Source organism: Mesorhizobium sp. M0184, assembly GCF_040322215.1.
Classification (GTDB): Bacteria; Pseudomonadota; Alphaproteobacteria; order Rhizobiales; family Rhizobiaceae; genus Mesorhizobium.
The window spans coordinates 42,490-57,462 of sequence record NZ_JAMYSZ010000019.1; the positions used below are offsets into that span (position 1 = coordinate 42,490).

General features: G+C 56.9%; 12 protein-coding genes. All 12 read left to right on the top strand.

Going from position 1 to position 14,973, the window contains the following annotated elements:
- The first annotated feature begins 272 nt into the window (after positions 1–272).
- Positions 273–1,415, top strand: a complete 1,143-nt coding sequence (locus NKJ23_RS21910) for a glycosyltransferase (RefSeq protein ID WP_352682284.1) — start codon at positions 273–275, stop codon at positions 1,413–1,415.
- Positions 1,416–1,460: 45 nt separating this feature from the next.
- Positions 1,461–2,339 (top strand): FkbM family methyltransferase, encoded by an 879-nt coding sequence (locus tag NKJ23_RS21915; RefSeq protein WP_352682285.1) that lies wholly within the window; start codon positions 1,461–1,463, stop codon positions 2,337–2,339.
- A 66-nt stretch (positions 2,340–2,405) separates the two neighbouring features.
- Positions 2,406–3,023 (top strand): WcaF family extracellular polysaccharide biosynthesis acetyltransferase, encoded by a 618-nt coding sequence (locus NKJ23_RS21920; RefSeq protein WP_352682287.1) that lies wholly within the window; start codon positions 2,406–2,408, stop codon positions 3,021–3,023.
- A gap of 516 nt (positions 3,024–3,539) precedes the next feature.
- A complete protein-coding gene (locus tag NKJ23_RS21925; RefSeq protein ID WP_352682289.1) occupies positions 3,540–3,974 on the top strand; it encodes a hypothetical protein in 435 nt (144 codons plus the stop codon).
- 304 nt (positions 3,975–4,278) lie between these two features.
- On the top strand, positions 4,279–4,755 hold the full coding sequence (locus NKJ23_RS21930) for a hypothetical protein (RefSeq protein WP_352682290.1): 477 nt from the start codon (positions 4,279–4,281) through the stop codon (positions 4,753–4,755).
- Positions 4,756–5,292: 537 nt separating this feature from the next.
- Positions 5,293–6,096, top strand: coding sequence for a tyrosine-protein phosphatase (locus tag NKJ23_RS21935; protein ID WP_352682291.1), 804 nt, complete (start codon positions 5,293–5,295; stop codon positions 6,094–6,096).
- Positions 6,096–6,875, top strand: coding sequence for a polysaccharide biosynthesis/export family protein (locus NKJ23_RS21940; protein ID WP_352682293.1), 780 nt, complete (start codon positions 6,096–6,098; stop codon positions 6,873–6,875). The genes NKJ23_RS21935 and NKJ23_RS21940 overlap by 1 nt, the downstream gene beginning before the upstream one ends.
- Before the next feature lie 51 nt (positions 6,876–6,926).
- Positions 6,927–9,311, top strand: coding sequence for a GumC family protein (locus tag NKJ23_RS21945; RefSeq protein ID WP_352682295.1), 2,385 nt, complete (start codon positions 6,927–6,929; stop codon positions 9,309–9,311).
- On the top strand, positions 9,199–10,458 hold the full coding sequence (locus NKJ23_RS21950; RefSeq protein ID WP_352682296.1) for a tetratricopeptide repeat protein: 1,260 nt from the start codon (positions 9,199–9,201) through the stop codon (positions 10,456–10,458). Before NKJ23_RS21945 ends, NKJ23_RS21950 begins: the two co-directional genes overlap by 113 nt.
- Positions 10,455–11,771 carry an O-antigen ligase family protein gene (locus NKJ23_RS21955; RefSeq protein WP_352682298.1) on the top strand — a complete coding sequence of 439 codons (1,317 nt, stop codon included), beginning with the start codon at positions 10,455–10,457 and terminating at the stop codon, positions 11,769–11,771. Before NKJ23_RS21950 ends, NKJ23_RS21955 begins: the two co-directional genes overlap by 4 nt.
- A 350-nt stretch (positions 11,772–12,121) precedes the next feature.
- The gene (gene cysD / locus NKJ23_RS21960; RefSeq protein ID WP_352478514.1) at positions 12,122–13,027 is read left to right on the top strand and encodes a sulfate adenylyltransferase subunit CysD; all 906 of its coding nucleotides are present in this window, start codon (positions 12,122–12,124) and stop codon (positions 13,025–13,027) included.
- Positions 13,028–13,029: 2 nt separating this feature from the next.
- The gene (cysN, locus tag NKJ23_RS21965) at positions 13,030–14,967 is read left to right on the top strand and encodes a sulfate adenylyltransferase subunit CysN (RefSeq protein ID WP_352682300.1); all 1,938 of its coding nucleotides are present in this window, start codon (positions 13,030–13,032) and stop codon (positions 14,965–14,967) included.
- The last annotated feature ends 6 nt before the right edge of the window (positions 14,968–14,973 follow it).

A 14,973-nucleotide genomic window follows, 5' to 3' on the forward strand; every position in this document is an offset into this window, starting at 1 on the left:
TAGCGGTGTCGGCCCACACGCAAAAAAGTTTTCCGCGGCCAAAATTGTCATGGTTCGCATCACTTGAAACGTGTATTTGACGAGTCAGGGTGGGGTAGCTTAGCTGAACACCTACAACAACGCTTTGACCAAAACGCGATCCGCGGTGCTACATTGAGGGCAGCGAGCTCAAAGTGCGTCATATGCTGGGGGTTATGCGCAATTGCCATGGTTGAGGTAACCAGTTCCGCTATGGTGCCTGGCAGCATCGGCCCTGAGTGGCCGTTGTGAGGGTGGCGTTTGCGACAAGTTGGCTGTCGAAAGCCGGCGGTGGTGTTTCTGTTGTGGTGGAGGCGTTATCGCGCAACCTGGCCGATGCTGGACTCGAGGTGTCGGTATTTGGGCTTGAAGATCGGCTGTGGCTTGATGGCGACCGCGAAGCCTGGTCAGGCGCCCCAGTCCTCGCACTCCCGGTACTCGGACCCGCTGCCCTCGGTTATGCACCGGAGATGGCTCGCCGTATTATCGAGTGGGCACCCGATGTAGTCCACGTCCACGGACTGTGGATGCACCCGTCGCGCTCTGTCCTGCAGTGGTCCCGCTTAACGAGCCGTCCCTATATGATCTCGCCGCATGGAATGTTAGGAGCTGCGGCACTGCGCTATTCGCGCTCAAAAAAGCGGCTCACAAGCGCACTTTACCAAAATGCAGTTTTTGCTTCTGCCAGGTCCATCCATGTTACGAGCGAACAGGAACACGCGGAAGTTCGAGACTATGGGCTCTCTCATCCAGTTGCAATTGTTCCGAACGGGATCGTGCTCCCAAGCGCGGCAAATCGTGCACCCAGGAATGAAGCCGTGTACCCCTACGTTCTTTCGCTGGGCCGCGTTCATCCCAAGAAAGGGCTCGACCGCCTCATAATTGCCTGGAAGGATGTCGAACTCAGCTTTCCCAATTGGCATCTAAGAATTGTTGGGCCCGACGAGGTCGGGCACATGAAAGCACTGCGGGAACTCGCCGACAATACCGGCCTAAAGAATGTCCAGTTTGAGGCGCCCGTGTATGGTGATGCGAAGTACGCGCTGATGCGAGATGCCGAAGTTTTCGTGTTGCCGACACTCAATGACAATTTTGCGCTGACAGTTGCCGAGAGCCTGGCTTGCGGTACTCCTGTTATCTCGACGAAGGGAGCACCCTGGCATGGGCTGGAAGATAACCGCTGCGGTTGGTGGATCGACCACGGCATCGAGCCGCTATCTGCAACACTGCGCCAAGCTATGTCACTGACCTCGGAGCAACGGCACACCATGGGTGCGCGTGGGGCGGAATGGGTTGCCCGAGACTTTTGCTGGCCGGCAATTGCTCAGTCCTTAGTGGGCGTGTACCGCTGGCTGAACGATCGCGCGGCGGAACCGCCTTGCGTTTGCATCGATTGATCGCGTGGCTGAAAGCACGTCGCGCCTCCCTAGGATAACTTTTTCATGCTCAGCAGGATTGTCACGAAGTTGCGACAAGAGGGTGTTGGCTCGGTGGCGAATGCCGCGCGCAGAAAGCTTCAGATTTGGTGGTATTCGCCAAAAATTGAAATTAGTCCGACAAAACTAACCCTGAAGCGGTTCGGTACTCGTTACGGAGGCTGGACGGTTTTCGAAACCTCTTCATTGCGGGACAGCAAAATCGTCAGCTGCGGGGCTGGTGAGGATATTTCCTTTGACATCAGCATGGCCAGCGAACTTGGTTGTTCGGTTGTAGTCGTCGATCCAACGCCGCGCGCTGTCAAACACGTTACATCGGTGATACAGCGTGTTAGCCAAGGTCGGCCGGGCGACGAAGATTGCGGGTACCGCGGGAGCCGATCGGTCGGAAACTACGATCTAAGCAACATCTTTCCTGGCCAAATCGTATTCGTCGAGAGGGCGATTTGGAGCAAACGCGAGGTGGTTAGATTCTTTGCGCCCCAAGACGCGCGCCATGTTTCGCACTCCATAGTCAATATACAACATGGCCAGCGATTGGATCAGCCGGACGGCTATATTGATGTCCCTGCTGTCACCCTGCAAGATATACTTGAAGAGAACGATATTGAGCAACTCGAAATGCTGAAACTTGACATCGAAGGAGCGGAAATTTCCGTTCTTCGGGACGTCATCGAAAAGGGGATTCGCCCGAAGCAGTTGCTGGTTGAGTTCGACGGGCTGCTTTTTCCCTCTACAAAAACACGGTCTGATATCAAGTTCACTGACCGTATTCTGCGGGAAGCGGGCTATAATTGCTACCACCGAGATGGACAAGCTAACTTTCTGTACGCCCTTCGTGCGGAGATCGCCAAATGGGAACGTGCAGTCGAGGAGTCATTCTGACTTTGATTGCGAGGACGACGGTGCGAATTGTCGCATCTTATAAATGAATGATCTAGGAAACATCGAGTGAAAAAGGGCATGGCTTCTTCCGTCGGTAATGAGGCTCGAACGTCACAGCCGGCTCAGCGCGTGGCCATCCGCCTGCGGGATTTTCGTAATGCAGAATTCGCGCGTGGACGTAACCTACCGATCGAAGCGCTATGGACGCTTCTGTCTGCCCTGTTCGTGAGTTCTTGGCTGCCGGGGAGCGCACACCGGCGGTTTCTCTTGCGGCTGTTCGGTGCAAATATCGGGGATGGTGTTGTTATTAAACCGGGTGTGCGGGTGAAATTTCCTTGGCGACTCACAATCGGTGCCGATACCTGGATTGGTGAGGAGGTTTGGATCGACAATCTGGCTACAGTCTTCATAGGCGATAACTGTTGCCTGTCACAGGGCGCCTATCTGTGTACAGGGAGCCACGATTGGAATTCTCCGACGTTCGATCTGAGGACGCGCAAAATACAAATCGACACCGGTGCTTGGATAGCGGCGAAAGCTGTCGTGGGGCCGGGGGTGACAGTCGGCGAGGGTGCGGTTCTGACAGTTTGTAGTGTTGCGACTAGCAATTTAGCGGCTTGGACGGTTTATAGGGGAAACCCTGCAGTGTTCGCCGCCAGCCGGGAGCTTCGACAAATTCCTTGATCGAGTCATGTCCTCCGAACTACGGGATCGAAGTCGCGATGCGGGGACCGAGGCTTTCCCGTGCGGCGACAGGTCGAACTGACCATACGCGGACGACATCCAACATTGACGAGCCACTACGGCATCACGTCACATTTCGAAGTCGCGGCTAAACCCTTCCCACTTCGAGGGGGGCTTCGAGGGGTGGTCAACCACGGTCGAGGAGGCGAAGTCGGTTGGCACGCCGATGTTGCTGTCCGATATTCCACTGCATCGCGAGCAGGCATCGGAATCGCTCTTCTTCGCACCCGATCGTGCGTAAGCACTGACGGAGCGGCTCCTTGAAGCCGGGCAGCGCCAACGCTTCGTCCGCGACAGTGTCGCCGTGCTGCAAGGCCGGCCACAGACCCGCCGACGGGACTATGCGGCAGCACTCGCAGCCTTGTTCGAGAAGACCAAAACTGCCGCGCATTGATCATTGAAAGGGGAGTAGGGCCTTTGTCGATCGGGAAGGTAGCAGCACTTGGGTTTATAGCGTTGCTGTTTGCGGGCGGCTTTCTGTTCATCGTCATCAACAAGGGAACGAATATTCGCGCGCAGGCGCCGAGGCCGGCGGCAGCTCTCACATCCTTCGATGGCAAGCTTACTGTCCAATCGATCGACGATCTGCGCGTCGCCGGCCGCAAGATCGTGCTGTGCGGCGTCGCATTTGCCAAGCCCCCGTCAATGCAGGTCATGGTCACCGAGTCTATGCGCCGGGACTATCAAGGACTCGCATTGACATGCAAACCCGTAGGCTTGGGGACACCGTGCGACGGCAATGTCGCGCCGAAATTCCGTGACGCCGTCGTCGTGCAGTGCCTCACCTCCGACGGCACGGATCTGGCTACAAAGCTCGTCGAGGCAGGCATTCTGTGCGGGCAGCCCGCGCAGGCGGGCTCGACCTACAAGTCTTGCGCGCCAGGCTCGTAGTTCTTGCCTCGAGTGGAAGAAGGCTGGACGGACGATGTCACGACATTGTCGATTGCAAGGATTTGTGTAGTGTGTCTGAGCGACTGTAGCGGCAGATCGGTCCGCTGGTAGCCCGCTATTAGCCGGCTGTAAAGATGGCCCGTTACGATATTCTGACGGTGTGTTCTATCAACCACACCGAAACCAAAAATTATCTCGCATATGCGAAATGGGTTGGAATTGGCGCAGAAAGCTGTTACGCGCTTTTGAGTACCTTAGCGGTTGGGTGGGCCTCAGGTAACGTGGGACAGAAGGATTGATGCGGATGAACCTAGTTGTGAGAAGTGCGTTGGCCGGAGTTGTTGTGTTGGCCGGCTTCGCCCCGGTGTCGTCTTTCGCGCAGGACGGGTCGTGCACCTGTGCAACCGCCTATAACGGCGTAAATCCGATTGGATCGATCGGGAACGTCAATGGCAACGTAATGGTCTCCCAGGTGGCTGGCTATGGCCCGGCGCAAGCGGGCGGTGCGCTCGATTTCGGCAGCCGCGTCGTGGTTGGTGCCAAGGGATCGGCTTCGGTTAATGTCGGTGGCTGCAATTTGAGCGTGCCGGCCAATTCGACCCTCGATATCTCCCGTGTTGAGAACAAGATTTGCCTTAATGTTCTGGGTTCTGAGCACACCGCCCAAACGGGCAATGCCAATACCAATAACAATACGCCGCTCTTCATCTTTGGCGGCATGGCTCTTGGGGCCGGTATTCTGGCTGCGACGGCGGACAAGGACCACGGGGTCAGCGACTGAGTTTGGCCATAAACAGGGCTACGGCTGCAGAGGCGCGTGGCGGCTTCTGTTGCGTACCTTTTGTCAGAAGCAGAATTGTCTGGAGCGCATATTGCTGTATTGGTCAGGTCGCTCAAGCCGAGGCGATATGCGGATGTCTGAGGCCGGCGGATATCTCGGGGCGAAGGCTGGAGCGCTGGTCCGTCCCAGTGACCGAATCGCAATCTTTCGCTTTGCTGCGTGTCGGTGTGAATAGCGATCTCGACATTCCGACGACCATCAAAGTCGATCGCTTGGAAGGCGGCCATGGAAGGCGGTATGCGCGTAGCGCTGGACACACCGGGTCTCGCACCAATTCGGTTGGGTAGCGCCGCTGTCGGCGGTGCGGCGCTGGTCATCGGTCTGCATGATGACGATTCTGTCAGTCACTAGCCGCGACCTAGCATTCATCGTATTGCATGAAGCCGACAAACGCGTCACCCGCTACCCTGCGGGTGACGCGTTTGTGGTTTTTTGCGATGACGTCGCCATGTTGCTTCGTTGCGGTCACAAACGTCGATGATCGATCTGCATTCCCATATCTTGCCCGGCCTTGACGATGGCTCACCCAGTCTTGCCGAATCGTTGGAAATGGCTCGACTGGCGGCAGCCGACGGAACGACCCACATGGCATGCACGCCGCACGTGACGCCGGGCGTATACGATAACGGAACATCGAACATCGTCCGGGCGGTTCAAGAGTTGCATCAGGCGCTGCGCCGCGCCGCCATACCACTTGCTCTTTACGTCGGTGCCGATGTTCACATAGCGCCGGATCTTCCGGATCGATTGGCCGCCGGCAGTGTGCCAACTTTAAACAGGTCCCGCTATTTTCTGTTCGAACCGCCCCATCATGTTCTACCTCCACGAATGGAGGATCTTGTTCTGCGCCTCATAAACGCCGGTTTCATCCCGATTCTTACTCACCCCGAGCGTTTGACCTGGATCAAAACGAATTACGACGTTATCGAGAGGTTGAACGCAGTGGGCTGCCTTATCCAGCTTACCGCAGACTCGATTATTGGTGCTTTTGGACGCACGGCGCTTTATTATTCGGAAAAGCTGATTGACGAGGGCAGGGTGGATATCATCGCATCGGACACTCATAGCGCTACGCGCCGTCGGCCTGGGCTTTCGCAGGCGGTTGCGGCTGCTGCCAAACGATGCGGGGAAGAGGAGGCCCGCAATATGGTGCTGAAACGTCCCGGCGAAATCCTGGCGAACCGGCGCGTCGAGCCGGTCGGAAGAGCACGTCCGAAGAACACTGGCAACGCCAGCCGGTTTGGGGGATTTGCCCGTTTGTTCAAGGGCGGGACAGCGTGATGGGGATTTTCCGTTTCGCAAGCCATATGGGCACGGCTTTGGTCCTTCTCGCTTCACTCGCGATGTCGGCATGCACGAGCACTTCGTCGACGACACCATCTTCGTCCGTTGATGCGCTGCAATTGACATCATCGTCCACGCCACTTTCAGGTGGCGGCGCTCTGCGGGTGGTGAAGGAACTGCCTGCGCCGCAAAATACACAGAACGGCAGCGAGCAGCCTCTATCTCCGAACGATGTGCTCGAGGTGAACGTGTTTCAGGTCGACAACTTGAATAGAACGGTTCAAGTGGACTCTGCTGGCCAGATTTCGCTTCCGCTTATTGGCACCATTACCGCGGCAGGGAAAACCGTCCGTCAGTTGGAGCAGGAGATCGAGACCACTTACGGCGCCAAATACCTGCAGTCGCCTGACGTCACGATTTTCGTCAAGGAATCGATCGGACAGCGCATAACCGTCGATGGGGAAGTCAACAGGGCCGGTATTTATCCGGTGTCGAGCAATTCTTCTCTCATCGATGCGATCGCCCTTGCCGGAGGGTTCAATACCGTTGGGGATGCAAAAAAGGTCTTTGTGTATCGCAATATCGGGCCAAACACATTGGTTGCTAATTACAACGTCGAGGAGATTCGTGGTGGCAAGAGCCGCAATCCACGCATCTATGGTGGCGACAAGATTGTCGTTTTCGCCTCGAAGTCGAAAATTGCGATGAACAATCTCAAGGATGCCCTCGGTGTCGCCTCAAGTGCAGCCCGACTTGCGGTGATCCCAGGATTATAAATCGCGGTTGGATTTTTCGGAATTCAGACAAACCTAGGATTACCTCGCACCATGCTCGATCGTAACAGACAGCATCAAATTGCAGGCCCAGGACATAGCCAGGCGTTGTCCGCGGACGTCTATTACGACGGTGCGCAAAACTATAGCCCCTATGGTCGCGACCACTCGGAGCAGGATGAGGGCTTCAGCCCGCTAAAGTTGCTCTTTTACGTTGTCCAGTACCGCTGGCTGATCGTCATGATGGCGGCAGCTGGGCTTGTCGCCGGCGTCATCATTACCATGATGCAGACGCCAAAATATCAGGCAACCACGCAATTGGAGGTGCTGGTCCCTTCGGCCAAGGTCTTCCAGGACATCGAAGTGGTTTCTGAAAACGCGGACGTTCGGGCCTTCTTGACGGCTCGTGAAAAGCTCAAAAGCCGTGCATTGGCCCAGCGCGTTGCCTTCCAGCTTGGGCTTAGCGAAAAGCCAGATTTCCTCTTCCCTACGCCGGATTTTTCCCTCGGAAACATCTTCTATCGCGCGTTTGGAATTTCCAAATCGCCCACCGTTCAGGAGAAAACTCCGGAGCAACGCGAAGCCATTGCGATCGGACGCATTCTAAGAGATCTCACCGTCAACGTCGTTCCGAACACGAGTCTGCTATCGATCACGTTTGTCGATCAGAAACCGAAATATGCAAGCGACGTAGCCAACCAGGTTGCGCAAAGCTTTATTGATCAACGCCTCGATCAAACCAGTGAGACTTCGGACCTGGCACGGCAATTCATTCAGGAACAGGTTTTGCAAGTAAAACAAAAGCTCCAGAAATCCGAAGAGGAGTTGGTCGCTTATGCAAAGGATGCGGGCATAACGATAACTGGCGACGATAAATCGCTGATAGGATCGAACATTGAGGCGCTGAACACTGCTCTGGCGACCGCGATCCAGGACCGCCTCGATTCCGGGCGGGTCGTGGACCAGATTGATAAAGGCCGCGGGTCGAGCCTCGCTCCCGTGCTGGAAAGCGAAGGACTGCAGAAGCTGAGCGATAAGCTCGCGGACTTGACGAGCCAGTATCAGCAGAAGTTGGGCATTCTCAAGCCCGGCTTTCCGGAAATGCAGCAGCTCCAGTCGCAGATTAAGGAGTTGCAGCGGCTCTATACCAATGGCGTCCTGGCCATTACGGATTCTTTACGGTTGAAGTACCAGGAGGCACAGAACAAGGAAGCCGATCTTAAGAGCAAACTTGCCGAAATGGAAAAGCAGCAGGTTGTCTTCAACGATAAGAACATCAAGTACACCATCCTTAAGCGCGAAGTAGATTCAAACCGGTCGCAATACGACAGCCTCATCGCCAAGCTGAACGAGGTTGGTGTTAGCTCCGAACTCAAGACGCAAAGCGCCGCAATCGTGGACTTTGCCACCCAGCCGAATAGCCCATATTCGCCGCGCCTGAGCATCAACGTCGCGATCGCACTGGCTCTTTTCCTGGCTATGAGCGCATCCGTCATCTATGTCATCGAGCTGTTGAACAACACCTTTACCAATCCCGAGCAGGTTGAAAAAGAGCTGGGATTGGCAATGCTCGGCATCTTGCCGCTCGTCGATGACCGGGAACTCGTAAGCGCTATCGCCGATCAGAAGTCCGGCTTGTCCGAGGCCTACCGCTCGCTTCGGACATCGTTGCAATTTTCCGGGGCGGAAGGCGCGCCACGATCGCTGGTCGTCACGAGTTCGGAGCCTTCGGAAGGCAAGTCGACCACGTCGTTCAAACTCGGCCAGGATTTTGCAGCACTTGGCGCAAGAGTACTCATTGTCGACGGCGATCTCCGGAAGCCGAACCTTCATCGCCTGTTTGGTCTGGACAACACGATCGGGCTCAGCAATCTGCTGACAAACACCGTTCGCAAGGAGGATCTCGCTAGCATTTTTAGGGCGACCAAATATCCCAACGTGACCGTTCTGACTTCTGGAACGATTCCGCCGAACCCCGCGGATCTGCTCTCTTCCCCGAAGATGGCCCTGATCATAACCAATCTTGGCAAGCGCTTCGATGTTGTCATCATCGACGCTCCGCCGATCGTTGGTCTTTCGGATGCTCCCATTCTCAGCCGGCTCGCTGAGGGCACATTGATGGTCATCTCTACAAATCAGGTGACGCGTAAGTCGGCCAAGACCGCGCTGAAGCGCCTGCGAGCCGCCGGCGCGAACCTGGTCGGAGCCGCTATGTCAAAGTTTGCGGTGAACAAATTCGATTACAACTACGCCTACAAATATATGAATTATCAGTACTACAACTACGGCACGGACACGAGTACTCCGAAGATTGAGGGCAAAGTCGATGATGGAGCAAGCCAGCGCGCCTATGCAAAGTCTCCGGCATTCAGTCGTCTGGTTCGTCGCGTCCGTTCTCGTGTTGGTGGCTTCCTCGATCGGGCTAAGTCGATTTCTTGAAACGGAAACGCCAGCCGTTTCTCTCGCGCTCGATCCGCTGAACGTCGATGCGCTGATAAGCGAGATCACCAGCGATCTGAACGACACGAATAACGCTCCGGACCTTGAGGCCTTGCTTGCCAGGGCCAAGGATGCGCTTCGTTTCAATCTGGCCGACGCACGTCTCTACAGCCTGATCGGTGAGATCAAATACCGGCAAGGCGAGAAAGACGAAGCCTATAAGCTTTTCGACCAGGCCCTAGGATTGTCCAAGACGGAAATCCATGCGCTCCAGAGGTCTATCGGCCACTCGACCGAGACAGGTGATCTGTCAAGGGCTGTCGGCGAGATCGACACATTGCTGCGGCGATGGCCAGACCAATTTCCGGCGATCTCCGATGGCCTACCGAAAATCCTCTCAGATCCCGATGGATACCAAGCCGTGCTGACGGCCATCAAGGCGGAGGCGCCCTGGAGGGTCAGTCTGATCTACACCCTTAGCAAAACCTCCGAGGGGCTCGATTTCGCAAATCGGCTGCTGCTCGACTTGACCGGATCAAACGCGCCACCAAATTCAGGCGAACTCAGTGCCGTCATCAACGGCTATTTTCGCCAGAGGGAATATGGAACGGCATATCGGCTATTTCTTTTCAGCCTGTCCGATCAAGAGCGGAAGCTGGTTGGATATATTTTCAACGGCACGTTTGAGCCGGTCGCCGGCGGCAAACCGTTCGATTGGCAGACTCGCGATCAATCGGGCCTGGAAATTACATTTGCGACATCCCAGGATGCGGTGGAAGGCGAGAGTGGTGCGACGGTCCGGTTTTTGAACACACCGGTCAAGAACACAGCCCTTCAGCAGTACGTCGCGCTGCCCCCAGGCTCCTATAGGATTTCGCTGTTCGCCTCTGCACGCAACCTGAAGCTTCCAAAGGAGTTGTTCTGGTCGATCAGATGTCTGGGGCCGGCCGGTGAGATCGCACGGTTCAACATTCCGGAGGGCACATACAACCGTCAAAGGCTGAGTCTGGATTTTCCGGTTGGGCCGACTGACTGCCCCATCCAAGTATTGACGCTGCGGACTGCCGCCATTGCCGAGAGCTGGCGATTTCGATATGTCGGAACGCTAGTAATGCACAAATTGAGCATCGAGAGAAATCCGTCTTGAACCACCGGCCGTCGGAATGGGACAAATATCTCCTCGGCTTGGTCTTGGTTGTATCGCTGCTGATCGGCGGTGGTACGGCCAGCGGCCTTTACACGGACACTCTGATTGAGGTCGCGGCAATTGTCTCGGCGGCGGCCATATTCTCGCGAACCTCTGGCCAACGAAGCCCCCGTTCTGTCTTGTGGCTGCTGATCTTCGCCGTGGCGTTGTCGGTTCTCCAAATCCTCCCGCTGCCGGCGGGCACCTTCAACGGGTTTCGGCCGGAGCTGCTGTTTGGTGATCCCTGGGTTGGAGAAAGCCGTTTTCGCTTCATCAGCGTTGGGCTCGGCCGCACGGTCGAATGTCTGCTTTACCTTTTGGCCGCGACCGCGTTTTTTTTGGCCGTATTGCGTTTGCGTGCCGAGCAGGTCAGCGCGCTCCTGCCGTTTTTCTTCATGGGCGTTATCTGCAACGGTTTGGCGGGAGCAATTCAATATTCGCTCTCCGACGATGTCGCTATTGTCGGGCTGTTGCCTTTTACGATCAATGCCGGGCTTTTCGCCAACGTGAATCATTTTTCGGCGTTGCTTTTTGTGTCTATCCCCTTCGTCGTCTATTACGGTCTGTTCCGTGGACATCTCTTGGCTGGATCCTTCGGCCTGATCGCGCTTTTGCTGCTTCTTTTGGCCGCCGGTTCCCGCGCCGGTGTTCTGATTGGGTTGGCGATCACCGTGTTATCCGTGGTCTTTCTCTCAGCCCGTTCGAGGGTGAGTGGACTCAGTGTTCTCCTGATTTTTATCGGGCTTTCGGTCTACACAATGAGCGCCTGGACCAAGCTGGACGCACAGGTGCTCGATCCCGCTTTTGGGCGAGTAGAGTTTGCGCGAACCACAATCGAGGGCATCAAGGACAATTGGGCGACAGGCGTTGGATTCGGAAATTTCCAGAAAGCCTATCAGATATATGAAAGGGAGGGCATGATCTTCAAGCAATACGTGAATCATGCTCACAACGACTATCTTGAATTAGCCTTCGAAGGTGGGGTTCCTGCTATCCTGCTAATGACAGGTTATTTCGTATTGCTTTTGATTGCATTGGCCAGGATTCGCCGTGACCCACTTCAGAAGGCGGCATTCCTCTCGGTATCGTTTCTTCTCATTCATTCCCTCGTCGACTATCCGCTGCGGACCGAGGCGCTGGCCATGACCTTTGCTTATATGAACGCTATCATCTTCCACAAAGGATTTGCGGAACGCTTGAGTCGCAAGAGCGAGATGATCGAGATCGACCACAACGGTGACAAGCTACTTGTTCCCATCGGAACGTCGTCTTAGCGACCTCGTCGGCACGGCTGGTCGTCGGCTGAGTGAGGCGGACGACTGTCAGGCAAGCGCCCTGACTGCCGGCTCCTGCTCTCAGCTTCCTAAGCCCAGGCAATATTTTCCTGCCCCATCCAAGCGCAACTAGTCGCTGAGCAGAAATTTCCCGATTATGCCGGCTGTATGGAAAATTCATTCCCGAACCATTCAGCCGCAGGCTTGTCTTGCATTGTTCTGAGCAGGAACGATCTGCTAGAACGCCCGCGAGAATAGATTGTCCGGAAGTGCAGTTTGAATCGGGCGGCTGAAGGTCGCCCCCGATGCAGGCCCTTCCGTGGGTCGGTACGAAAGAACGTTCGCAGTCCATGAACATCGCACTTACGCACCTTCAGCGGCTTGAGGCCGAATCCATCCATATTTTTCGCGAGGTGGCCGCGGCTTTCGCCAAGCCGGTGATGCTCTATTCGGTCGGCAAGGATTCGTCCGTGCTCATGCACCTGGCGATGAAGGCGTTCTATCCGGCCAAGCCGCCCTTTCCCTTTCTCCATGTCGACACGACCTGGAAGTTCCGCGAGATGATCGCCTTTCGCGACCAGATGCAGCAAAAGCTCGGTTTCGACCTCCTGGTCCATGTCAACGAAGACGGCGTGCGCGACAACATCAATCCGTTCGACCACGGCTCAAACACCCACACGCATGTGATGAAGACGGTTGCGCTGCGGCAGGCGCTCGACAAATACGGGTTTGACGCTGCCTTTGGCGGCGCGCGGCGCGACGAGGAGAAGTCGCGCGCCAAGGAGCGCATCTTCTCGTTCCGCAACGCCCAGCATGTCTGGGATCCGAAGAACCAGCGGCCGGAGATGTGGAAGATTTTCAACACCCGCATCGCTGCTGGTGAATCGATCAGGGTGTTCCCGTTGTCGAACTGGACCGAGCTCGACATCTGGCAGTACATTCTCCAGGAAGACATCCCGATCGTGCCGCTGTATCTGGCCAAGGAGCGGCCGGTCGTCGAGCGCGACGGCATGCTCATCCTGAGGGATGATGAGCGCATGCAGCTGCGGCCCGGCGAAACAGTGGAGAACCGGATGGTGCGGTTCCGCACGCTCGGCTGCTATCCGCTGACCGGCGCGATCGACTCGGACGCCGACACTCTGGAGGCGATAGTCGGCGAAATGCTCACGGCGCGCACTTCCGAGCGGCAAGGTCGCCTGATCGACCGCGACGAAGCCGGCTCGATGGAAAAGAAGAAGCGCGAGGGGTATTTCTGAGCATGCACCATATCATGGCCAAGAGCCTCGCCCCGACCGACAGTGTCCGCGACTATCTGGCGGCGCAGGAACGAAAGTCGCTGCTGCGCTTCCTGACCTGCGGCTCGGTCGACGACGGCAAGTCGACGCTGATCGGGCGCCTGCTTTCCGACACCAAGCAGATTTTCGAGGACCAGCTGGCCACGCTCGAGCGCGATTCGCGCAAGCACGGCACCACCGGCGACGACGTCGACTTCGCGCTGCTGGTCGACGGCCTCGAGGCCGAGCGCGAGCAAGGCATCACCATCGACGTCGCCTATCGCTTCTTCGCCACGCCAAAGCGCAAGTTCATCGTCGCCGACACGCCCGGCCACGAACAATACACGCGTAACATGGCGACAGGTGCATCGACGGCGGATCTCGCCATCGTACTGATCGATGCCCGCCAGGGCGTGCTGCGTCAGACCAGGCGGCATTCGATCATTGCCTCGCTGCTTGGCATCCGCCACATTGTGCTCGCCGTCAACAAGATCGATCTTGTCGGCTTCGACGAGGCGGTTTTTAAAAAGATCGTCGCGGATTACGCGCAATTCTCACGTGAGCTCGGCTTCCAGACAATCGTGCCCATTCCGATGTCGGCCCGCTATGGCGACAACGTTACCGGCCGTTCCGATAGGACGGACTGGTATTCCGGCCCGACGCTGATCGAACATCTCGAAACCGTCTCGGTCGACGAGGCCGCGGTCGAACTGCCATTCCGGTTTCCGGTCCAATATGTGAATCGGCCCAATCTCGATTTTCGCGGTTTCGCCGGCACCATCGCCTCCGGCTCGGTTGCGCCGGGCGACGAGGTAGTCGTCGCCAAATCCGGCAAATCCTCGCACGTCAGGCGCATCGTTTCGCATGGCGGCGATCTTCAGCAGGCTATTGCCGGCCAGGCCATCACGCTTGTCCTCGACGACGAGGTGGAAGTCTCGCGCGGCAATATGCTGGTATCGCCGGCGGCGCGGCCGCAGGTCGCCGACCAGTTCGCCGCCAATATCGTGTGGTTCGACGAACATGCGCTGCTGCCTGGCCGCTCCTACATCCTGCGCACCGAGACCGACCAGACCAGCGCCACCGTCACCGACCTGAAATACCGTGTCAACGTCAACGACTTTGCCCATGAGGCGGCCAAGTCGCTTGAAATGAACGAAGTCGGCATCTGCAACATCTCGACGCGGTCGCCGATCGCCTTCGATCCGTTTGCCGAAAACCGCACCACCGGCGCCTTCATCCTGATCGACCGCATCACCAACGCCACGGTCGGCGCCGGCATGATCCTGCATTCGCTGCGCCGCGCCGAAAACATTCACTGGCAGTCGCTCGATGTCGGCAAACGCGCCCGCGCCGATATGAAAAACCAGCGGCCGGCGGTGTTCTGGTTCACCGGGCTTTCGGGCTCGGGCAAGTCGACGATCGCCAATCTGTTCGAAAAGAAGCTGTTCGCCACTGGGCGCCATACGTACATTCTGGATGGCGACAACGTCCGTCACGGCCTCAACCGCGATCTCGGTTTCACCGACGCCGATCGTGTCGAAAACATTCGCCGCGTCGCCGAAGTGGCGCGTCTGATGGCCGACGCCGGGCTGATCGTTATCGTGTCGTTCATTTCGCCGTTCAGCGCCGAGCGGCGCGTGGCGCGCGAATTGATGGCCGACGGCGAATTCGTCGAGGTGTTTGTCGACACCCCGTTCGAGGAATGCGCCAGGCGCGATCCGAAGGGGCTTTATGCGCGGGCATTGAACGGCGAGATCAAGAATTTCACCGGCGTCGATTCACCGTATGAGGTGCCGGAAAAGCCCGAAATCCATCTCAAGACCCTCGGCAGATCGGCCGAGGAGATGGTAGAGGCCCTGGAACACTGGCTGAACGAGCGGGACATTGCCGAAGACCAATATGATAGCGGCGGCGGTATCTGACGACGA

Bases quoted from the DNA above. Each gene is read 5' to 3' on its own strand.
- NKJ23_RS21915 (WP_352682285.1), top strand. From the start codon at position 1,461: ATGCTCAGCAGGATTGTCACGAAGTTGCGACAAGAGGGTGTTGGCTCG.
- NKJ23_RS21930 (WP_352682290.1), top strand. From the start codon at position 4,279: ATGAACCTAGTTGTGAGAAGTGCGTTGGCCGGAGTTGTTGTGTTGGCC.
- NKJ23_RS21935 (WP_352682291.1), top strand. From the start codon at position 5,293: ATGATCGATCTGCATTCCCATATCTTGCCCGGCCTTGACGATGGCTCA.
- NKJ23_RS21940 (WP_352682293.1), top strand. From the start codon at position 6,096: ATGGGGATTTTCCGTTTCGCAAGCCATATGGGCACGGCTTTGGTCCTT.
- NKJ23_RS21945 (WP_352682295.1), top strand. From the start codon at position 6,927: ATGCTCGATCGTAACAGACAGCATCAAATTGCAGGCCCAGGACATAGC.
- NKJ23_RS21950 (WP_352682296.1), top strand. From the start codon at position 9,199: ATGATGGAGCAAGCCAGCGCGCCTATGCAAAGTCTCCGGCATTCAGTC.
- cysD (WP_352478514.1), top strand. From the start codon at position 12,122: ATGAACATCGCACTTACGCACCTTCAGCGGCTTGAGGCCGAATCCATC.
- cysN (WP_352682300.1), top strand. From the start codon at position 13,030: ATGCACCATATCATGGCCAAGAGCCTCGCCCCGACCGACAGTGTCCGC.